This is a genomic window from Klebsiella sp. 64, assembly GCF_018223915.1.
GTDB classification, from domain to species: domain Bacteria; phylum Pseudomonadota; class Gammaproteobacteria; order Enterobacterales; family Enterobacteriaceae; genus Klebsiella; species Klebsiella pneumoniae.
Map to the genome: position 1 here is coordinate 94945 of NZ_JAGRQZ010000018.1, position 20288 is coordinate 115232.

At 55.9% G+C, this 20288-nt stretch carries 17 protein-coding genes and 2 pseudogenes; 9 read left to right on the forward strand and 10 right to left on the reverse strand.

What is annotated here, in order from left to right:
* Positions 1–88 precede the first annotated feature (88 nt).
* On the reverse strand, positions 89–262 hold the full coding sequence (locus KHQ23_RS13805; RefSeq protein ID WP_004174861.1) for a YfgG family protein: 174 nt from the start codon (positions 260–262) through the stop codon (positions 89–91).
* A 370-nt stretch (positions 263–632) separates the two neighbouring features.
* Here KHQ23_RS13805 and KHQ23_RS13810 point away from each other — a divergent pair.
* A pseudogene (locus tag KHQ23_RS13810) lies at positions 633–2860 on the forward strand (EAL domain-containing protein).
* A 53-nt stretch (positions 2861–2913) separates the two neighbouring features.
* Here KHQ23_RS13810 and ppx read toward each other — a convergent pair.
* The 4 genes from ppx to purM form a co-directional block, all read right to left on the reverse strand.
* Entirely contained in the window at positions 2914–4446 is a 1533-nt protein-coding gene (gene ppx, locus KHQ23_RS13815; RefSeq protein WP_002913839.1) for an exopolyphosphatase, read from the reverse strand.
* Between the two features lie 3 nt (positions 4447–4449).
* On the reverse strand, positions 4450–6510 hold the full coding sequence (gene ppk1 / locus KHQ23_RS13820) for a polyphosphate kinase 1 (protein ID WP_002913838.1): 2061 nt from the start codon (positions 6508–6510) through the stop codon (positions 4450–4452).
* Positions 6511–6689: 179 nt separating this feature from the next.
* Positions 6690–7331 carry a phosphoribosylglycinamide formyltransferase gene (purN, locus tag KHQ23_RS13825; RefSeq protein ID WP_004145656.1) on the reverse strand — a complete coding sequence of 214 codons (642 nt, stop codon included), beginning with the start codon at positions 7329–7331 and terminating at the stop codon, positions 6690–6692.
* Positions 7328–8365 carry a phosphoribosylformylglycinamidine cyclo-ligase gene (gene purM / locus KHQ23_RS13830; protein WP_002913836.1) on the reverse strand — a complete coding sequence of 346 codons (1038 nt, stop codon included), beginning with the start codon at positions 8363–8365 and terminating at the stop codon, positions 7328–7330. Before purM ends, purN begins: the two co-directional genes overlap by 4 nt.
* A gap of 263 nt (positions 8366–8628) precedes the next feature.
* Here purM and bglK point away from each other — a divergent pair, with 263 nt between their 5' ends.
* From bglK to KHQ23_RS13855, 5 genes are all read left to right on the forward strand, one after another.
* Positions 8629–9522 carry a beta-glucoside kinase BglK gene (bglK, locus tag KHQ23_RS13835; RefSeq protein WP_021312780.1) on the forward strand — a complete coding sequence of 298 codons (894 nt, stop codon included), beginning with the start codon at positions 8629–8631 and terminating at the stop codon, positions 9520–9522.
* A 9-nt stretch (positions 9523–9531) separates the two neighbouring features.
* A complete protein-coding gene (locus KHQ23_RS13840; protein ID WP_004174870.1) occupies positions 9532–10965 on the forward strand; it encodes a 6-phospho-beta-glucosidase in 1434 nt (477 codons plus the stop codon).
* Positions 10966–11182: 217 nt separating this feature from the next.
* Positions 11183–11809, forward strand: a complete 627-nt coding sequence (gene upp, locus KHQ23_RS13845; RefSeq protein ID WP_002913827.1) for a uracil phosphoribosyltransferase — start codon at positions 11183–11185, stop codon at positions 11807–11809.
* 95 nt (positions 11810–11904) lie between these two features.
* Positions 11905–13191 (forward strand): uracil permease, encoded by a 1287-nt coding sequence (uraA, locus tag KHQ23_RS13850; protein ID WP_002913824.1) that lies wholly within the window; start codon positions 11905–11907, stop codon positions 13189–13191.
* Positions 13192–13289: 98 nt separating this feature from the next.
* Positions 13290–13991, forward strand: coding sequence for a DnaA inactivator Hda (locus KHQ23_RS13855; RefSeq protein WP_020947395.1), 702 nt, complete (start codon positions 13290–13292; stop codon positions 13989–13991).
* Here the strand turns inward: KHQ23_RS13855 and KHQ23_RS13860 are convergent.
* The 3 genes and pseudogenes from KHQ23_RS13860 to bepA all read right to left on the reverse strand — a co-directional run bounded on the left by KHQ23_RS13860 (position 13988) and on the right by bepA (position 16858).
* Positions 13988–14904: pseudogene (locus KHQ23_RS13860) on the reverse strand (Rpn family recombination-promoting nuclease/putative transposase). The gene KHQ23_RS13855 and the pseudogene KHQ23_RS13860 overlap by 4 nt on opposite strands.
* A 121-nt stretch (positions 14905–15025) precedes the next feature.
* A complete protein-coding gene (arsC, locus tag KHQ23_RS13865; protein ID WP_002913810.1) occupies positions 15026–15385 on the reverse strand; it encodes an arsenate reductase (glutaredoxin) in 360 nt (119 codons plus the stop codon).
* A 9-nt stretch (positions 15386–15394) separates the two neighbouring features.
* The gene (gene bepA, locus KHQ23_RS13870) at positions 15395–16858 is read right to left on the reverse strand and encodes a beta-barrel assembly-enhancing protease (protein WP_002913807.1); all 1464 of its coding nucleotides are present in this window, start codon (positions 16856–16858) and stop codon (positions 15395–15397) included.
* Positions 16859–16909: 51 nt separating this feature from the next.
* On the opposite strand from bepA, the gene KHQ23_RS13875 reads away from it, so the two are divergent.
* Both KHQ23_RS13875 and KHQ23_RS13880 read left to right on the forward strand, forming a co-directional pair.
* Positions 16910–17026: a hypothetical protein gene (locus tag KHQ23_RS13875; protein WP_004221267.1), complete on the forward strand. Its 117-nt coding sequence runs from the start codon at positions 16910–16912 to the stop codon at positions 17024–17026.
* A 54-nt stretch (positions 17027–17080) separates the two neighbouring features.
* A complete protein-coding gene (locus tag KHQ23_RS13880) occupies positions 17081–18142 on the forward strand; it encodes an AI-2E family transporter (protein ID WP_002913806.1) in 1062 nt (353 codons plus the stop codon).
* A gap of 61 nt (positions 18143–18203) precedes the next feature.
* Here the strand turns inward: KHQ23_RS13880 and bcp are convergent, their stop codons facing one another.
* Entirely contained in the window at positions 18204–18674 is a 471-nt protein-coding gene (bcp, locus tag KHQ23_RS13885; RefSeq protein WP_002913805.1) for a thioredoxin-dependent thiol peroxidase, read from the reverse strand.
* A gap of 3 nt (positions 18675–18677) precedes the next feature.
* Positions 18678–19244 carry a glycine cleavage system transcriptional repressor gene (locus tag KHQ23_RS13890; protein WP_002913804.1) on the reverse strand — a complete coding sequence of 189 codons (567 nt, stop codon included), beginning with the start codon at positions 19242–19244 and terminating at the stop codon, positions 18678–18680.
* Between the two features lie 153 nt (positions 19245–19397).
* On the opposite strand from KHQ23_RS13890, the gene dapA reads away from it, so the two are divergent.
* Positions 19398–20276 carry a 4-hydroxy-tetrahydrodipicolinate synthase gene (gene dapA / locus KHQ23_RS13895; RefSeq protein ID WP_002913803.1) on the forward strand — a complete coding sequence of 293 codons (879 nt, stop codon included), beginning with the start codon at positions 19398–19400 and terminating at the stop codon, positions 20274–20276.
* Positions 20277–20288 lie beyond the last annotated feature (12 nt).

The following is a 20288-nucleotide window of genomic DNA, read 5'->3' on the forward strand; positions in this document are numbered from 1 at the left end:
CGGCAAAATTACCGCATCAAAGACAGTACTTCAGCAGCGAGCGGCTCTGCCTGCGGAGTGTGGCGCTTGCAGTATTAGAATCAAAGGATTACTCGCGGGGGGAGGGCTCGACGGTGAGCGATGACTCCTGCGACGCTTTTTTATCCTGATGATGGTACCAGGCGCCGATGGAGGAGTAGACAAAGCGTCCAAAGAAGAAGAGAAAGCTGATAAGCAGTACGATACGGGTCATGCGACGGTTAAATCGATGTCGTTTACGCATACTGGGTGCCTGACTCACAAAAGGATCCTTGAAGTATACCCGAAGATGGGCGATGGGGGTATTAAGGCACAGGAACGAGATGGGGTCAATTGATGCAGATGTAAAAGTGCGGCAGTGAAAACATTAATTAATGTTATATAAGATAATCGTCGTATTTACATGCTCACTTTATTAGCCGTGAAATGTCGGGAAAAATAAGATTTATTAATGTTGGCGTCAGCATTTGTTGATTTATATCAATAGTCTCCTTCTCTTGGCCACTAAAATCAGCGGACGTTACCGTGTCGTTATTATTTACGCGGTCAGCATGGGTGGTTGGATGCCTGCCTGAATATGCCTCGCGGGAGCAGAGGCACTCTGTAGAGCACCTATGAATTTATTAAAATACTATCAACAATATCGCGACAAGTGGTGGGCTTTACCGCTCGTTCTGCCTGCGCTGTTATTACCGGTCGCCAGATGGGCGAATACCTACACCATGCTCAATGGTCATATGGTATTTTTGTATTATCTTCCCCTGGCGCTGGTGCTCAGCCTGATGATGTTTTTTGGCTGGGCGGCGATCCCTGGCATTATTATTGGCCTGCTCTTAACTCTGGCCCACGGCATGATGCTTGAGCAGTCCATCGGTGTACTGTTCCATTTCCTTATCCCCTGCGTGCTCTGCTGGGGCGGCTACCGCATTTTTGTCCCCCAGCGTCAGCAGGTCTCACACGGCAACGTCCGACTGATGCCGCATCGTCTGTTCTGGCAAATGCTGCTCCCCTCGGTCATTTTTCTGATTTTGTCACAGATTGCCGAATATCTTGGACTCCATCCGCGCACAACGGAAATGACCGGCGTTACGCCATTTAGTTTACGTTCATTAATCACCTTTCAGGCGCTAATGGTAGGGTGCCTGACCGGCATGCCGCTGTGTTATTTTGTGTTACGGGTCATTCGTAATCCTTTTCATTTACGCGGCTTTATTTCTCAGGTTCGCTTACAAATTGATCCAAAAATAAAAAAATTGAAATTATTTGCTGGGCGACGGTATTAATTCTGCTACTGTGGCTATTATTGATGCCGCTTAATGATAGCAGCACCATATTTAGTACGAATTATACGTTGTCATTGCTGATGCCGGTGATGCTCTGGGGTGCCATGCGTTTTGGCTATCGCTTTATCTCACTGATCTGGACGCCGGTGCTGATTGCCGTGATCCATTTTCATTACCGTTACTTACCAATTTACCCAAGCTATAACACCCAGTTGGCGATCACGTCATCAAGCTATCTGGTATTCTCGTTTATTGTCGCCTATACGGCGATGCTGGCGACACAGCAGCGGCTGATCTACGCTCGCGTCCGGCAGATGGCCTTCCTCGACCCGGTGGTTCATATGCCGAACTTGCGGGCGCTGAGCCGGGCGCTCAACGGCACGAGCTGGTCGACGCTCTGTTTTCTGCGCATTCCTGAGCTTGAATTGCTGGGGCGCCACTATGGGGTACTTTTGCGAATCCAGTATAAGCAAATGCTGGCGAACCACCTGAGAACGCTGCTGCAGCCCAACGAAGCGGTATATCATCTTGCCGGTCACGATTTAGTGTTCCGTCTCAATAGCGAAGGGCACCAGGCGCGCATTCACTTAATTGACCGCTCCCTGCGACAGTTCCGTTTCCACTGGGACGGGGTCCCCCTGCAGCCGCGGATCGGCATGAGCTATTGCAACGTTCGCTCGCCGGTCAAGCATCTGTATTTACTGCTTGGCGAGTTGAACACCATTGCCGACATGTCGTTAGCCAGCGGCCATCCGGAAAATTTACAGCGCCGCGGCGCGGGCCATGTTCAGCAGGATCTGAAAGATAAAGTCGTGATGATGAACCGCATTCTCAAAGCGCTGGAACATGACCATTTTGTCCTGATGGCGCAGCCTATCCAGGGCATTCGCGGCGATCGCTATCATGAAGTGCTGGTGAGGATGGAAGGGGAGTCGGGTGAGCTAACGGGGCCAAACGAGTTCTTGCCGGTGGCGCACGAGTTTGGGCTGTCCACGCGGGTGGACCAGTGGGTTATTGAGCATACGCTGGCCTTTATGGACGCCAACCGGCGGGCGCTGCCTGGTCTGCGGCTGGCGATCAATCTTTCTCCGGTGTCGCTGAGCCGCAGCCAGTTTCCTCAGGAGGTCGAAGCGCTGCTGCAGGCCTACAACATTGAGCCATGGCAGATTATTTTCGAGCTGACCGAGAACTACGCGCTCAGCAATCCCGAGCTGGTCTGCCAGACTTTAGAACATCTGCGGGCGCTGGGCTGCCGGGTGGCGATCGATGATTTTGGTACCGGCTACGCCAGCTACGCCCGGTTAAAAACAATGAACGTCGACATTCTTAAAATCGACGGCAGTTTTATTCGCAATCTGCTTGCCAGCAGTCTTGATTACCAGGTCGTGGACTCTATTTGTCGTCTGGCGCGTATGAAGAACATGCAGGTGGTGGCCGAATATGTGGAGTCGCCGGAAATACGTCAGGCGGTCATCACGCTGGGGATCGATTATATGCAGGGCTATGATATCGGGGTACCGGTACCTCTGACGCAGTTGGCGGAGGAGATGACCGGCTGAGCAGCAAAAAGCCGGGCGTAAGCGCCCGGCTCGGTTGATAGCCAGAGATACGATCAGGCGTCTGGCTCTTCTTCAGCAATCTTCAGCATCCATTCCGGCACGCCTTCCCAGTACTGTTGCTCTTTTTCCAGATCCAGCAGCACCAGCGCATTCTGGCTAAACCAGTTGTGCGGAAACGTCAGCGTCCAGTGGTGAGCTTCCGTCTGCAGGCGCAGCGTCGGCGGCGTAGTGGTAGCCTGACGCTGATTATTCAGCAGTACGCCCAGGCGCAGTAGCTGAATTAGCGGCAGAAACTGCTTTTTCCTGAATAGCGTAAAGCGCGGCAGATCGTCGAGCTTGATCGCTTTGCGATGATAGCGTACGAGGGTGGCCATCAGCATCTGCTGCTCCTGATTGAAGCCCGGCAGGTCGCTATTTTGGAGAATGTAGGCCGAGTGACGATGCATGCCGCTGTGGTTGATATTCAGCCCTACCTCATGGAGCATCACCGCCCATTTCAACAGCGCCGCGAGGTGCGGATTGGCCAGCTTGGGATTCTGCTCCTGCCACTGCTCCAGCATCTGGGTGGTAGTTTCCAGTACCCGGCGCGCCTGTTCGCGATCGATGTTGTACTGATTTGCCAGACTCTGTGCCGTGCGGCTACGAATATCCTGGTGGCGGAAGCGGCCTTCCATCTCGTACAGGACACCTTCGCGCAGCGCGCCATCGGACAGACGAAGTTCTTTGATGGCCAGCGCGTCAAACACACCGCAGAGGATCGCCAGCCCAGGCGCAAAGACCGCTTTACGGTCTTCTGAGAGACCGGGCAGACTGAGCGCGTCGAAGTTTTTATGCTTCAACAGCTCATTTACCAGCATCTCGAGGCGCTCCGGCGTAATAAATCCGTCCTTCTCGCCCATCGCCACCAGCACTTCCTGGGCGGCTTTAATGGTGCCGGAGGCGCCCAGCGCCACGGTCCATCCCTGAATACGGAACTGCCAGGCCAGCGTCTCCAGCTTCTGCACCGCCGCCAGGCGCGCGCGCTGGAAGTTTTCTTTATTGATAACGCCGCCAGGGAAATAGGCCTGCGAGAAGCTCACGCAGCCCATGCGGCGGCTTTCCACCAGGCGGGGCTCAAAATCTTCGCCAATGACCAGCTCGGTTGAACCGCCGCCGATATCAATCACCAGCTTGCGGCCGCGCTCCGGCTGCGTGTGCTCAACGCCCATAAAAATCAGGCGCGCTTCTTCATTACCGGAGATGATCTCGATCGGGTAGGGGATCACTTTTTCCGCGCGTTTAAGAAACTCCGCCGCGTTGGTCGCCTGACGCAGCGTATGCGTCCCGACGATACAGACGCTGGAGGGGGAGAACCCCTGCAGGCGTTCGGCAAACAGCGACAGGCAGTTCAGCCCACGGGTCATGGCTTCTTCGCTCAACACCGAGTTTTCATCAAGGCCATCGGCCAGATGTACGCGCTGTTTCAGGCGTCCGATGATCTGCATGGCGCCGTCGACGACACGGGCGATGACCATATGAAAACTGTTCGAACCAAGGTCAACCGCAGCGAACTCCTGCGGCCGAGGGGTGTTATCGTTTATTGGCATAGGTTAGTCGGGTTGTTCGAGTGATTTGAGATAATCGTAAATCGCCATTTGCGCGCGCACTTTACGGCGATTGCCGCGCGGCACATAGCGGTTACTCAGTTCTTTATCAAGATAGCGCGCTTTTACCGTATCGTTGAACAGGATATCAAAAATATCCAGCACCCGCTGCTTCAGACGCGGATCGAGCAGCGGAGCGGCAACTTCGATGCGATAATCGATGTTACGCGTCATCCAGTCGGCAGAGGAGAGCCAGACCTGTTTATCGCCACCGTTTTCAAAACAGTAGACCCGGTCGTGCTCGAGGAAACGGTCCACAATACTGATGACGCGGATATTTTCGCTGATACCTTCCAGACCCGGGATCAGCGAGCACATGCCGCGGATCAGCAGATTAACCGGCACGCCGGAGCTGGAGGCGGCATACAGTCGGTCCACCAGACCTTTATCCACCAGGTTGTTCAGCTTCAGCGTAATCCCGGACGGTTGCCCGTTTTGCGCATTGGCGATCTCGCGATCGATCATCTCATACAGCAGACGACGCGAGTTCTGCGGCGACACCAACAGGTAGTCGAAGCTAACCGGACGATAGGGGTTCTCGATAAAGTTAAACACCCGGCGGACTTCATTGGTAATGCGCGCATCGGCGGTTAACAGCGAATAGTCGGTGTAGATCCGCGCCGTCTTCTCGTTAAAGTTACCGGTGCCGATGTGGGCGTAGCGCACCACCTCATCGCCTTCTTTACGCGAGATAAGGAACAGCTTGGCGTGGATCTTCAGACCTGGCGCAGAGAAGATAACGTGGACTCCCGCTTCCGTCAGGCGTTTCGCCCAGTGAATGTTAGCCTCTTCATCGAAGCGCGCCTGCAGCTCCACCACTACGGTGACTTTCTTACCGTTGTGGGCGGCGTGGATCATCGCGTCAATAATGCGCGAATCCTTGGCCACGCGGTAAATGTTGATTTTGATCGCCAATACGCTGGGGTCGAAGGAGGCCTGACGCAGCAGCTCCAGCACGTGCTCAAAGGTGTGATAGGGATAGTAGAGCAGCACGTCGCGTTCGCGAATGGCGTCGAAGCCGTTGCGGAATTTATCAAACCACAGATGACGCAGGCGCGGCATGGGCTTATTGACCAGATTGGCCTTACCGACGTTCGGGAAGCCGATAAAGTCTTTAAAGTTGTGATAGCGGCCGCCCGGCAGCATTGAGTCGTAGTTGGAAATGGAGAGCTTATCGCGCAGCATTTCGACCATCGCATCCGGCATATCGCGCTGGTAGACGAAGCGAACCGGCTCGGCGGTCAGGCGCTGCTTGAGGCTGGAGGACATCAGCTCCATCAGGCTCGACTCCATCTCATGCACCAGATCGTACTCGGCGTCACGGGTCATCTTCATCGAGTAGGCGTTCAGCGCATCGTAATCAAAGAAGCCTTTAAAAATATCGTCCAGGCAATAGCGCAGGATGTTATCCAGGAGGATCATTGGCTTGCGGCGACGCGGCGCTTCCGGCGGCAGGTTCACGAAGCGCGGCACTTTATCCGACGGTATTTCCAGCAGAGCATAGTTGATGTTTTCCCCGCGGATAATCTCCACCGCCAGATAGGTGTAATCATCTTTCAGGAACTGCACGAGGTCCGTTTCGCGGTTGATCAGGATCGGCGAGATATGCTGGCGTAAATACTGCTTGAAGTAGTTGCGCAGCCAGGCCTGCTGATTGACGGACAGCTGGCGCTCGTTGATCAGGAAGATCTGGTTACGCGCCATCTCCAGCAACAGTTCATTATACAGACTATCGAATTCCTGATCGGCCTTCAGAACGCGGGCCTGAATTTTGCCTAACAGGTGGCGAGAATGGGCGGTACTGCCTTGTTCTTCACTGATAATAATCCGGCGCTTCAGCTCAGCGAAGCGCACTTTGTAAAACTCATCCAGGTTGTTGGAGTAAATACCTAAGAAGCGCATGCGCTCAATCAGCGGGTTACTCTTGTCCGCCGCTTCCTGCAGCACGCGTTCGTTAAAAGACAACCAGCTGAGTTCTTTTTCGATGTATAGCTTTTCCTGGCCCATTACCGCTCACACTCCGTTTTACTCACAGGACGTAGACTATTATGACGAATTTTTCTGCATAGCGATTTACTGTGTCACAACAATATGACAGTAAGAAGAATTATTTCTGTGAGATGTTTGATTAGTAAACACTTTTAATTAAAAAAAGCCCCGCGATGTGCTCATGCGGGGCTGGTTGTTCATTCGTCGGCGGCATAGCCCTGCGGGGGAAGCTGTCGCTCATCCAGCCAGGCGTGGTTGCCTGCCATGCGCAGACGTCCATCGACGAACCAGCTGATGACCAGCGGATAAATGGCATGTTCCTGGGCCTGAACCCGCGCCGTGATTTCCTCCTCGCTGTCGCCAGCGAAGACCGGCACCTTGGCCTGCAGGATAACCGGCCCACCGTCCAGCTCATCGGTGACGAAGTGCACCGAGGTACCGTGCTCCTCGTCACCGTTCTCCAGCACCTGACGATGAGTATGCAGGCCAGGATACTTCGGCAGTAGCGAGGGATGGATGTTCAGCAGACGTCCCTGATAGTGGCTGACGAACGCCGGGCTAAGGATACGCATATAGCCTGCCAGCACCACCAGATCCGGGGCGTAGGCGTCGATTTCATGCATCAGCTGACGATCGAACGCTTCCCGGTCGGCAAACTGACTTTGCGCCAGCGCATGGGCCGGGATGCCGGCCAGGCGCGCGCGCTCAAGGCCGAACGCATCAGCCTTGTTACTGAATACCGCACGCAGGGTGCCGTTTATCTGTTTCCGGCCGCAGGCGTCGATGATCGCCTGCAAATTGCTGCCGCTACCGGAAATCAGCACCACGATGTTTTTCATGCAATGACCACACGCTGTTCGGAATCGGAGGCTTTGATATACCCGATTTTCCACGCGTTTTCACCTTTGTCATTCAGCAGGGCAATCGCTTTGTCCGCTTCCGCTGCCGGCAGGGCGATAATCATCCCTACGCCGCAGTTAAAGGTACGGTACATTTCATGCTGGCTGACGTTACCGGCGGTTTGCAGCCAGTTGAAGACGGATGGCCACTGCCAGGAGGACTCATCGATGATCGCCTGGGTGTTATCCGGCAGCACGCGCGGAATGTTTTCCCAGAAGCCGCCGCCGGTCAGGTGGGCAATAGCGTGGACATCAACGCTGGCGATCAGATCAAGCACCGATTTCACATAGATGCGGGTTGGCGCCAGCAGATGGTCGGCCAGCGGTTTACCGTCAAGGTCGGTAGTTTGTGGGTCAACGCCGCTAACCTCAATGATCTTACGCACCAGCGAATAGCCGTTAGAGTGCGGGCCGCTGGACGCCAGCGCCACCAGCACGTCGCCATCGGTCACTTTGCTGCCGTCGATGATTTCTGATTTTTCCACTACCCCGACGCAGAAACCCGCCACGTCGTAATCTTCGCCGTGGTACATCCCGGGCATCTCTGCGGTTTCACCCCCGACCAGCGCGCAACCGGACTGCAGGCAGCCTTCGGCGATGCCGTTGATGACGCTGGCTGCGGTATCGACGTCCAGTTTACCGGTGGCGTAATAATCCAGGAAAAACAGCGGCTCAGCGCCCTGAACCACCAGGTCGTTCACGCACATGGCGACCAGGTCGATACCGATGGTGTCGTGACGCTTCAGATCCATTGCCAGACGCAGCTTGGTACCGACGCCGTCGGTGCCGGAGACCAGTACCGGCTCGCGGTATTTCTGCGGCAGTGCGCACAGCGCGCCGAATCCGCCCAGTCCCCCCATCACTTCCGGGCGACGGGTTTTCTTCACCACGCCCTTAATACGGTCGACGAGAGCGTTGCCTGCATCAATATCCACGCCGGCATCTTTATAGCTGAGAGAGGTTTTATCGGTCACTGCGAAGTCTCCACGCGTTTGCGGTAAGCAAGAAAAATCGGCGCAATTCTAACAGGGAAAGCAAACGTTTGCGAGCCTGCTTTACAGTTGGCGTAAAACCGCTGATGAATGGTTAAATTTGATACTGCTCACGAAAATGAAACCGGGTACAGTCTGGTGCTTGCCTCTACGTAAAGGAATCCTCATTATACGACTGAAACCGGTTTCCTTGTTGGTTTGCCACGCATTTTGTCGGTGATTGACGCGGGTCAGGAGAGGGATGAATGAAGATTGCGGCATTTGATATCGGTGGCACCGCGTTAAAGATGGGCGTGATGACCCGCGACGGCAGGCTGCTGGAAACCGCCAGGCAGTCAATCAATGACAGCGATGGCGATCGGATCTTACAGGCAATGCTGTCGTGGCTGGCGGCCCACCCGTCGTGTGAAGGAATAGCCATCAGCGCGCCGGGCTATATCGATCCGCACAGCGGTCTTATCACCATGGGCGGCGCTATCCGTCGATTTGATAACTTCGCCATGAAATCGTGGCTCGAGACGCGAACCGGGCTGCCGGTCTCGGTGGAAAACGACGCCAACTGTGTGCTGCTGGCCGAGCGCTGGCAGGGCAAAGCGGCGGAGATGGCCAATTTTCTGGTGCTCACTATCGGTACTGGCATCGGTGGGGCGATTTTCTGCCAACACCAGCTGATCAACGGGGCGCGTTTTCGTGCCGGCGAATTCGGCTATATGCTTACCGACCGTCCCGGCGGACGCGATCCTCGTCGCTATTCAATGAATGAGAACTGCACTCTGCGGGTGCTGCGCCATCGCTATGCGCAACATATTGGCGCGCCGCTGGATAGCGTGACAGGCGAACTGATTTTCGACCGCTATGACGCCGGCGACCCGGTTTGTCAGCGTCTAGTCGCCGAGTTCTTCAATGGCCTGGGCCATGGCCTTTATAACCTCGTCCATATCTTCGATCCGCAGACCATTTTTATCGGTGGCGGCGTTGTGGAACGCCCAGGATTTCTGACGCTACTGCGCCAGCATCTGGCCTGGTTCGGCATTGCCGACTATCTCGATACCGTCAGTCACGGTAACGATGCCGGCCTGATTGGCGCGGTTTACCATTTTAATCAGCTGTATCGTTCGCCAGACGACGATCGACATTAGGGAGAGACTATGTCCGGATTTAAAGCAGGTTTTCTGTGGGGCGGCGCGGTCGCAGCGCATCAGTTAGAGGGCGGCTGGCAAGAGGGCGGCAAGGGGATCAGCGTGGCGGATGTGATGACCGCCGGCGCCCACGGCGTGCCGCGGGAAATTACCGACGGCGTGGTGGCCGGGAAAAACTACCCGAACCATGAGGCGATCGATTTTTATCATCGTTATCCACAAGACCTGGCGCTGTTTGCCGAGATGGGCTTCAAATGTTTTCGCACCTCGATTGCCTGGACGCGTATTTTCCCGCAGGGCGATGAGCTGGAGCCCAACGAGGCTGGCCTGCAGTTTTATGATGATCTGTTCGACGAATGCCTGAAACACGGCATTGAGCCAGTCATTACGCTGTCGCATTTTGAAATGCCTTATCATCTGGTCACCGAGTACGGCGGCTGGCGCAACCGCAAGCTAATCGACTTTTTCGTGCGCTTTGCCAGGGTCGTCTTCACCCGCTATCAACATAAAGTGAAGTACTGGATGACCTTTAACGAGATCAACAACCAGGCCAACTTCCATGAGGACTTTGCCCCCTTCACCAACTCCGGTTTGAAATATTTGCCGGATGAAGACCGGGAACCGGTGATGTACCAGGCCGCGCACTATGAGCTGGTGGCCAGCGCCCTGGCGGTGAAAGCGGCGCGCGAGATCAACCCGGCGCTGCAGATTGGCTGCATGATCGCTATGTGCCCCATCTATCCGCTGACCTGCGCCCCGGACGATATGATGATGGCGATGAACGCCATGCACCGCCGTTACTGGTTTACCGACGTCCACGTGCGCGGTCGCTATCCGCAGCATCTGCTCAACTATTTTGCCCGCCGCGGCTTTACTCTGGATATCACCGAAGCCGATCGTCAGGCGTTAACCGAGGGCTGTGTCGACTACATTGGCTTTAGCTACTATATGTCGTTCGCTACCAAAGCCACCGAAGACAACCCCTTGCTTGATTATGATGAAACCACCAGCCTGGTCTCCAACCCGTACGTCAAAAAGTCGGACTGGGGCTGGCAGATTGACCCGGTCGGCCTGCGCTATTCGCTGAACTGGTTCTGGGATCACTACCAGCTGCCGCTGTTTATTGTCGAAAACGGCTTTGGCGCGATTGATGTCCGCGAAGCGGACGGCAGCGTCAATGACCAGTATCGTATCGATTATCTCTCCGCTCATATCGCGGAGATGAAAAAGGCGGTGGTCGAGGATGGCGTCGATCTGATGGGCTACACCCCCTGGGGCTGTATCGATCTGGTTTCCGCCGGCACGGGGGAAATGAAAAAACGCTACGGCTTTATTTATGTCGATAAAGATAATGAAGGCAATGGCACGTTGGCACGCAGCCGGAAAAAGTCCTTTGCCTGGTATCAGCAGGTAATTGCCAGCAACGGGGAGAACCTGTCGTAGTCGGGTGGCGCTAACGCTTAACCGACCTACAATACACGTAGGCCCGCGTAAGCGTATGGACTGCACCCCGCACCCAAGCCGGAGCCTCGCCTCCGGTTTTTTTGTCTCTAAATCACTTTGCTTGATATACGTCAAGCAAGATGGGTATGGCACAATCCGCAAAAAGCGGTATAATCCCGCGATTTTTTTTGTGGCTGCCCCTCAGAGGAGAAAGAGAATGAAGATTGTGGAAGTCAAACACCCACTCGTCAAACACAAGCTGGGCCTGATGCGCGAGCACGACATCAGCACCAAACGCTTCCGTGAACTCGCCTCAGAAGTGGGCAGCTTACTGACTTATGAAGCCACCGCCGATCTGGAGACTGAGAAAGTCACTATTGAGGGCTGGAACGGTCCGGTGGAAGTCGAGCAGATCAAGGGCAAGAAAATTACCGTTGTGCCTATCCTGCGCGCTGGCCTTGGCATGATGGAAGGGGTGCTGGAGCACGTGCCAAGCGCGCGTATCAGCGTGGTCGGTATCTATCGCAATGAAGAAACCCTCGAGCCGGTGCCTTACTTCCAGAAACTGGTGTCTAACATCGATGAACGTATGGCGCTGGTCGTTGACCCGATGCTGGCCACCGGTGGGTCGATGATCGCCACTATCGATCTGCTAAAAAACGCCGGCTGCACCAGCATCAAGGTGCTGGTGCTGGTGGCGGCGCCGGAAGGGATTGCCGCGCTGGAGAAAGCCCACCCGGACGTTGAGCTGTACACCGCCTCTGTCGATAAGGGACTGAACGAGCACGGGTATATCATTCCCGGTCTCGGCGATGCCGGCGACAAGATTTTTGGAACGAAATAAAATATACCGCGAAAAAAGCCGACTTTGAGAGTCGGCTTTTTTTTGAATAAAAGTAATCCACAGCAAATAACAGACGACTCTCAGAGGAATACACTATGACGCGCCGTGCCATCGGGGTGAGTGAAAGACCGCCGCTTTTACAGACAATCCCGCTTAGTTTGCAACATCTGTTCGCCATGTTTGGCGCAACGGTACTGGTGCCTATTCTGTTCCACATTAACCCGGCCACCGTCCTGCTGTTCAACGGCATCGGTACGCTGTTGTACCTCTTTATCTGTAAAGGCAAAATTCCCGCTTATCTGGGATCAAGCTTCGCTTTTATCTCCCCGGTGCTGCTGCTGTTGCCGCTGGGCTACGAAGTGGCGCTGGGCGGCTTTATTATGTGCGGCGTGCTGTTCTGCCTCGTCTCCTTTATTGTCAAAAAAGCCGGTACCGGCTGGCTGGATGTGATGTTCCCGCCGGCGGCGATGGGCGCCATCGTGGCGGTTATCGGCCTCGAACTGGCGGGCGTGGCGGCTAATATGGCCGGGCTGCTGCCGGCCGACGGCCAGTCACCGGACAGTAAAACCATTATTATCTCGATGGTGACCCTGGCGGTGACGGTGTTCGGATCCGTGCTGTTCCGCGGCTTCCTGGCGATTATTCCGATCCTGATCGGCGTGCTGGTGGGCTATGCGCTGTCGTTTGTGATGGGCGTGGTCGATACCACCCCGATCGCCGAGGCGCACTGGTTCGCGCTGCCGACTTTCTACACTCCGCGCTTTGAGTGGTTTGCTATCTTCACCATACTGCCCGCCGCGCTGGTGGTGATTGCCGAGCACGTGGGGCATCTGGTGGTGACCGCCAATATCGTTAAGCGCGATCTGATCCGCGACCCGGGCCTGCATCGTTCGATGTTTGCCAACGGCCTGTCGACGATCGTTTCCGGCTTCTTCGGTTCGACGCCCAACACTACCTACGGTGAAAATATCGGCGTGATGGCGATTACCCGGGTCTACAGCACCTGGGTAATCGGCGGCGCGGCGATCATTGCGATTCTGCTCTCCTGCGTCGGCAAACTGGCGGCGGCTATCCAGATCATCCCGGTGCCGGTGATGGGCGGCGTTTCCCTGCTGCTGTACGGGGTGATCGGCGCCTCGGGGATCCGCGTACTGATTGAATCGAAGGTGGATTACAGTAAAGCGCAGAATCTGATCCTCACCTCCGTGATCCTGATCATCGGCGTTAGCGGCGCTAAAGTGCACATTGGCGCCGCCGAGCTGAAAGGGATGGCGCTGGCGACTATCGTGGGCATCGCCCTCAGCCTGATTTTCAAGCTTATTAGCGTCCTGCGTCCGGAAGAGGTGGTCCTCGACGCGGCGGATAGCGAAGAGTTTAAATAACGATCGCCTGACCGGGCGGCGATCCCGCCCGGTTCTCTCCTGACCTAAATCTGTGGTAAACTCTTCGCGTTTTTCTGTAAGCCTATGTTGAGGTCCATCTGAACGCACCGGCACAGCTCTCTTTGCCACTGTATCTTCCTGACGACGAAACCTTCGCGAGTTTCTGGCCGGGTGATAATCCTTCCCTACTTGCCGCCCTCCAGAACGTACTGCGCCAGGAACACAGCGGGTACATTTATATCTGGTCACGTGAAGGGGCAGGTCGTAGCCACCTGTTACACGCCGCCTGCGCGGAGCTTTCCCAGCGCGGGGATGCGGTAGGCTACGTGCCGCTGGATAAACGGACGTGGTTTGTGCCCGAGGTGCTGGAGGGGATGGAACAGCTGGCGCTGGTGTGCATCGATAACATCGAGTGCGTCGCCGGCGATGAGCCCTGGGAGATGGCCATCTTTAATCTCTATAACCGGATCCTGGAATCAGGCAAAACCCGGCTGCTGATCACCGGCGATCGGCCGCCGCGGCAGCTGAATCTTGGCCTGCCGGATCTGGCCTCACGGCTGGACTGGGGGCAGATCTATAAGCTGCAGCCGCTGTCGGATGAAGACAAACTGCAGGCGCTGCAGCTGCGCGCCAGACTGCGCGGCTTCGAGATGCCTGAAGATGTGTGCCGCTTCCTGCTGAAGCGGCTGGATCGCGAGATGCGTTCGCTGTTTATGACCCTCGATCAGCTGGATCATGCCTCGATTACCGCTCAGCGCAAGCTGACGATCCCCTTCGTGAAAGAGATCCTTAAGCTTTAGTCCGCCAGGGGAGTCAGCTCCTGCTCCGTCAGCCCGGTCAACCGGGCGACCAGGTCGCGCGGAAGGCCGCTGTGCAGCATAGCGACAGCGATGCGCTGCGCCTCTTCTTTCCGTCCTTCCTGACGGCCTTGCGCCAGGCCCCGCTCCAGCCCCTGTTGTTCCAGATATTCCGCAATCGTCATCAACGTCTCCTTATGCTGCGGCGTACGTAACGCCAGCTCGCGAATGAATTTAATCGGCTCGCGCGTGTTGCCTGCCTGTACCAGATAGTGCATCAGGGCTTGTACCTGCGATTCCGTCGCCAGTCCAGTCAATAATAATTCGCTCAGCTTGTCGAGGAGCTGCGCCAGATCGCGTTGTCGAATATGTTTTTGCAGTAACTCCAGCGTTGCCATGCGCTGGTGGGTGGCAATCTCGTCATCCGGAATGACGGTTATGTCCGCCAGCGGAAACGCCCCGTGATAAAGGTGGCGGCCAGCTCCGGAGCGACGAATTCATCGAGCCAGCGCAGAGAGAACGGATAGGGGCTCACCAGACCGTGGTAGAAGAGAACAGGGATCACCAGCGGCAGGCGATCGTGGCCGGCATCGAGATGGCGCTGCATGGCGGCGATGGCGTAGCGCATCAGACGAAAGGCCATATGCCGGTCGGGCGTGCTCTGGTGTTCGATAAGCGCATAAATATAACCGTCGCCCGCCGTGGTTTTCAGGGAATACAAAATGTCGGCGTAAAAGGGACGCAGATCGTCTTCGACAAAATGCCCGGACTCGAGATGCAGCGTACGCAGATCGCACACTTTAAGCAGCGTCTCGGGCAGATACAGCTGCAGGAAATCACGGGCGGTATCGGGATGGGAGAGGTAGGTCTTAAACACGGCGTCATGGGGCGTGGAGGTCGGCTTTTTCATGTTCATCCGTCCAGTGGATTGAGCGATGGATGAACAGTAGCACCGTCCGGCGGGCGGGAGATATTGGCGTGAAAGATCTGGAATCGCCCACGTAAAAAAAGCGCCGCGCAAGCGCGGCGCGGGTGAGTTAGCTTACGATCTCAAGAACCTGTTCCGGCGGGCGGCCAATACGCGCCTGGCCGCGGCTGACGACGATAGGGCGCTCGATGAGTTTCGGATTGTCGACCATCGCCTGTATCAGCGCCGCGTTGCTGAGAGCCGGGTCGGCCAGATTGAGCGATTTATACAGATCCTCTTTCTGGCGCATGAGCTCGCGGGGGCTCTCCATACCCAGCAGCTGCAGCAGCTGGCGCAGCGTCCCGGCATCCGGTGGCGTCTCAAGATAAAGCACCACCTCAGGATCGATGCCGCGACTCTGCAGCAGGCTCAGCGTTTCGCGGCTCTTGGAGCAGCGTGGGTTATGGTAAATTTTTACCGCGTCGGTCATGGGGTCTCCTTACATTTTTTGATAGGGACGGAAGCGAGCCTGCAGATCGCGTAGCTGATCGATACGGGCATCGTAACGTGCCTGCTGCAGGCTACCGAGTTTCACCTGCGAGCTGGCGCTGCTGAGCAGGGAAATCGCCTGCTCCAGCTGGCCGACCAGCGCCATGCTTTCAGCCCGCGCCGCCAGCTCCTGATCGCGATTGCCCAGCGCGCCTTCCGCCTGGGCCAGCAGGTCCCAGCCGTTGCCATCCTCTTTATAGGTAAAGGTATACCGGTTCAGAATGGTCGCCGCTTCCCCGGGCTGCCCGCCCTGCAGCAGGGCGTTGGCCAGGTTCAGCTGCAGCACCGGATTAGTACGCAGCTCGCGGGCGTTTTTAAGGCGATTGATGGCGTCGCTGGTTTTCTTTTGTCCGAGGTCGATATCAGTGGCCAGATCGAGATACCAGGCATTTTGCGGGTCGGCGTTGAGCAGCGGCTGCAGCGTTTTGCGTGCCTGGTCAAAGTTGTTGCTTTCCATCGCCAGCAGAGCGCGACCATACTGGGCGGCATGCTGTTGGCGGATATTGCCTTTATCCCAGGCGTTCAGCAGATCGGTGCCCAGCTTGTTGTCGCCGTTAGTGTACATCCCGAGGGTACGCGCCTTCGCCAGATAGAAGTCCGCCGAGGACTGTACCACCACCGGGCGCATCTGGTTGGCACGGTTACGGGCATCGGCCAGTCGGCTTTCCGGTAGGGGGTGGGTGAGCAGCATTTCCGGCGGTCGCGTCGAGTAGCGCGACTCGTCAAGCAGTTTACCCATAAACATCGGCATAGCCTGCGGGTCGAAACCCGAGCGCTGCAGAACCTGAATGCCAATCCGGTCGGCCTCTTCTTCGTTCTGGCGGGTGAAGCTGATCATACCCTGCTGGGTGCCGGCCAGCGTCCCGGTCAGGGCCGCCATTCCGGCCTGCGGGCTGGCCATCGCCAGCAGAATCGAACCCAGGGCACCGACCCAGGTCAGCGGCGCATTGCGCTTCTGATCTTCCATCGCGCGGGCGAGATGCCGCTGCGTCACGTGGGAGATTTCGTGCGCCATGACAGAGGCCAGTTCGCTCTCGTTATCAGAGTAGCGGAACAGGGCGGAGTGGAGGACCACATTGCCGCCGAAGAAGGCGAAGGCGTTGATCTGGTCGTTATTAATCAAATAGAAGTGGAACGGGGTACGCACCGAGTTGGCGTGAGCCACCAGACGCATACCCAGCCCGTTGATATATTGCACCAGCAGAGGGTCGTTGATCAGCGGCGCGCTACCGCGCAGTTGGCGGACGTAGTAATCCCCCATCTGCATTTCCTGACCGATTGACAGCGTGCTTCCTGCGGAGGTTCCCATGTCCGGCAGGGTATCTGCGGAGTCAGCAAAAGCAGGACCTATCGAACCCAGCGTCAGCGACGCGATCGCGGTCGCCACCAGCGTTTTCTTCAACTGCCTGAACATAACCTCTGTCCTGTAATGTGGGTGTGCCAGTTTGACCGATTGTGCGGCGTAATGTTCCCTGGCCGCATCCCTGCGAGTTTAGCTGGCGTTGGCCGCCTTGAAAATATGTTCTTCATGGCGGAGAACGGTTTGACTGCGGCGCATCAAAAAGCGAAGTCTTTTTTGTGACATTTCGATACAATTCCCCGGATTGTCGCCGCTTGGCCCTTCAGGGAAGGTTTTATGCTTGAGATGTTAATGCAGTGGTACCGCCGTCGATTCAGCGACCCTGAGGCGATAGCGCTGCTGGTTATTTTGCTTGCCGGTTTCGGCATTATGTTCTTTTTCAGCGGCCTGCTGGCCCCGTTGCTGGTGGCTATCGTGCTGGCCTATCTGCTGGAGTGGCCGACCGTTCGTCTGGAGCGCATCGGTCTGTCGCGCACCTGGGCCACCTCGCTGGTGCTGATCCTCTTTGTGGGCATCCTGCTGTTGCTGGCCTTTGTGGTGCTGCCGGTAGCCTGGCAGCAAGGGATCTACCTCATCCGCGATATGCCGGGCATGCTAAATAAGCTCTCTGATTTCGCCGCCACGCTGCCGCGGCGCTATCCGGCGTTAATGGATGCCGGCATTATCGATGCGATGGCGGAAAATATGCGCACCCGGATGCTGACGGTGGGCGACTCGGTGGTTAAGTACTCTCTGGCCTCGCTGGTGGGGTTACTCACCCTGGCGGTCTATCTGGTGCTGGTGCCGCTGATGGTCTTCTTCCTGCTGAAGGATAAAGAGCAGATGCTCAACGCGGTGCGCCGCGTTCTGCCGCGCAATCGCGGGCTTGCCGGGCAGGTGTGGAAAGAGATGAACCAGCAGATCACCAACTACATTCGCGGCAAGGTGCTGGAGATGATTGTCGTCAGCGTCGCCACCTGGATAGGCTTTATTCTCTTTGGCCTCAACTACTCGTTGCTGCTGGCGGTGCTGGTGGGCTTCTCGGTGCTGATCCCCTATATCGGCGCGTTTGTGGTGACCATTCCGGTGGTGGGGGTGGCGCTGTTTCAGTTTGGCGCTGGCACCGAGTTCTGGAGCCTGTTTGCGGTCTATCTGATTATTCAGGGGCTGGACGGTAACCTGCTGGTTCCGGTGCTATTCTCGGAAGCGGTCAATTTACACCCGCTGGTAATTATCCTGTCGGTGGTGATCTTTGGCGGACTGTGGGGATTCTGGGGCGTCTTCTTCGCCATTCCGCTGGCCACGCTGATTAAAGCAGTGGTGCATGCCTGGCCGGATGGTTTGGCGGTCGACGACTAAGGCAATGAGAATAAAAAAAGACGCCGGGCGAGGGCTTCCTCTCCCGGCGTCTTGCTTTGCATCAGGCGTTTTCTTTCAGCCAGTTCAGCACCACGTCGTGGTGATTGCTGGTTTTAAAATCATCAAAGACGTGTTCGATTTTGCCATCGGCATCAATGAGGAAACTAATCCGGTGGATCCCGTCGTAGGTTTTCCCCATAAAGGATTTTTCGCCCCAGACGCCAAACTGCTCGCAAACCTGATGGTTTTCATCAGACAGCAGCGTAAAGTTCAGCAGCTCTTTTTCGGCGAAACGGGAGAGTTTTTCCGGTTTATCGGTGCTGATGCCCAGCACTTCAACGCCGGCTTTTTTCAGGTCGTCCATATTATCGCGCAAGCCGCACGCCTGGACGGTGCAGCCCGGGGTCATGGCTTTCGGGTAAAAATAAACCAGGACACGTTGTCCCTGGAAGTCGGTTAAATTTACTTCCTCGCCGTCCTGGTCCGGTAAGCTAAATTTCGGTGCGATATCACCGGCTTTCAGTGGGGTCATGGGTTAAACTCCATCCTGTTCATCATGCTGTGAATAATTAACGATGTTAATACTGCCTTGTGCGTTCAGTTCTGTACATAGGGCTTTGAACGCTTGTTCGATATTTGCTGCATTTTGCGTCGCAGGACTGTGGGCAGTTATCTGGATAAAAAGCTGCGCGGAATCGCCGTCTCCCGGCTGCGTGCGGGACACCAGCTCCGCAATATTCATATTCCATGTATCGCACAGGGCAGTAAAGCGCTCGATGATATGCGGTGAGTCCGGCACCTCAACCTGGACCCAAACGGTGTTTGGCATGGCCTGCGGCGGGCGCGCAGTGGTGCGTTTCATCACGATCAACAGCTCCAGCTCCGCGCCTTTCAGCGGCAGCGTTGATTCGATCAGGTTAATCGCATTCCACGACCCGGAAAGCAGCATGATAAACGTAAACTCATCACCGAGCATGGCCAGCCGGCTGTCTTCGATATTACAACCGCAGCTGCTGACGTGGCGAGTGATCGTATTCACGATGCCGGGACGGTCAGCCCCCAGGGCGGTAATAACCAGATAGTGTTGTAATGAGGCTGTCAAACCTGTTCTTCCTTTAAAAAGGTGAGGTAACATTAGGAAAGCATAAAAAAAACCGCCATACAACATCCCTGATGGCGTCGGGTCTCTTGCTTTTATTACAGCTCCAAACGTAACATTGAGAATCTTGTCGCACTTCTGCTCTGAGGATGGCCCATGTTCACGGGAAGTATTGTAGCGCTTGTCACGCCGATGGATGAAAACGGTAATGTCTGCCGGACAAGCCTGAAAAAACTGATTGATTACCATGTCGCCAACGGAACCTCGGCGATCGTTTCGGTAGGGACTACCGGTGAATCCGCAACGCTGAGCCATGAAGAGCATGGCGACGTGGTGATGATGACGCTGGAGCTGGCCGACGGGCGTATTCCGGTTATCGCTGGAACGGGAGCCAATGCAACCGCAGAGGCGATTAGCCTGACCAAACGTTTTAACGATAGCGGTGTTGTCGGCTGCCTGACGGTCACTCCTTATTATAACCGTCCGACCCAGGAAGGCCTGTTCCAGCACTTTAAAGCTATCGCCGAACATACTGACCTGCCGCAAATTCTGTATAATGTGCCGTCCCGTACCGGTTGCGATATGCTGCCGGAAACCGTTGGCCGTCTGGCGGAAATTAAAAATATTGTCGGTATTAAGGAAGCAACAGGGAACTTAAGTCGCGTTCACCAGATCAAAGAGCTGGTTTCAGACGACTTTATTCTGCTGAGCGGTGACGATGCGACCGGTATGGACTTCATGCAGCTCGGCGGCGTAGGCGTGATTTCTGTTACGGCCAACGTGGCGGCGCGCGAAATGGCCGACATGTGCCGTCTGGCGCTGGCGGGTCAATTTGCCGAAGCTCGTGCGATTAACCAGCGTCTGATGCCACTGCATACAAAATTATTTGTCGAACCCAATCCTATCCCGGTGAAATGGGGATGCAAGGCGTTGGGTCTTGTGGCGACCGATACGCTGCGCTTGCCGATGACGCCTATCACCGATCATGGTCGTGAAGCCGTCACTGCCGCGCTGAAGCATGCCGGTTTGCTGTAAAGTTTAGGGAGA

Excerpts from the sequence above, each read along its gene's own strand:
- KHQ23_RS13805 (WP_004174861.1), bottom strand. The coding sequence starts at position 262 with ATGCGTAAACGACATCGATTTAACCGTCGCATGACCCGTATCGTACTG.
- ppx (WP_002913839.1), bottom strand. The coding sequence starts at position 4,446 with ATGCCAATAAACGATAACACCCCTCGGCCGCAGGAGTTCGCTGCGGTT.
- ppk1 (WP_002913838.1), bottom strand. The coding sequence starts at position 6,510 with ATGGGCCAGGAAAAGCTATACATCGAAAAAGAACTCAGCTGGTTGTCT.
- purN (WP_004145656.1), bottom strand. The coding sequence starts at position 7,331 with ATGAAAAACATCGTGGTGCTGATTTCCGGTAGCGGCAGCAATTTGCAG.
- bglK (WP_021312780.1), top strand. The coding sequence starts at position 8,629 with ATGAAGATTGCGGCATTTGATATCGGTGGCACCGCGTTAAAGATGGGC.
- KHQ23_RS13840 (WP_004174870.1), top strand. The coding sequence starts at position 9,532 with ATGTCCGGATTTAAAGCAGGTTTTCTGTGGGGCGGCGCGGTCGCAGCG.
- upp (WP_002913827.1), top strand. The coding sequence starts at position 11,183 with ATGAAGATTGTGGAAGTCAAACACCCACTCGTCAAACACAAGCTGGGC.
- uraA (WP_002913824.1), top strand. The coding sequence starts at position 11,905 with ATGACGCGCCGTGCCATCGGGGTGAGTGAAAGACCGCCGCTTTTACAG.
- arsC (WP_002913810.1), bottom strand. The coding sequence starts at position 15,385 with ATGACCGACGCGGTAAAAATTTACCATAACCCACGCTGCTCCAAGAGC.
- bepA (WP_002913807.1), bottom strand. The coding sequence starts at position 16,858 with ATGTTCAGGCAGTTGAAGAAAACGCTGGTGGCGACCGCGATCGCGTCG.
- KHQ23_RS13875 (WP_004221267.1), top strand. The coding sequence starts at position 16,910 with ATGTTCCCTGGCCGCATCCCTGCGAGTTTAGCTGGCGTTGGCCGCCTT.
- KHQ23_RS13880 (WP_002913806.1), top strand. The coding sequence starts at position 17,081 with ATGCTTGAGATGTTAATGCAGTGGTACCGCCGTCGATTCAGCGACCCT.
- bcp (WP_002913805.1), bottom strand. The coding sequence starts at position 18,674 with ATGACCCCACTGAAAGCCGGTGATATCGCACCGAAATTTAGCTTACCG.
- dapA (WP_002913803.1), top strand. The coding sequence starts at position 19,398 with ATGTTCACGGGAAGTATTGTAGCGCTTGTCACGCCGATGGATGAAAAC.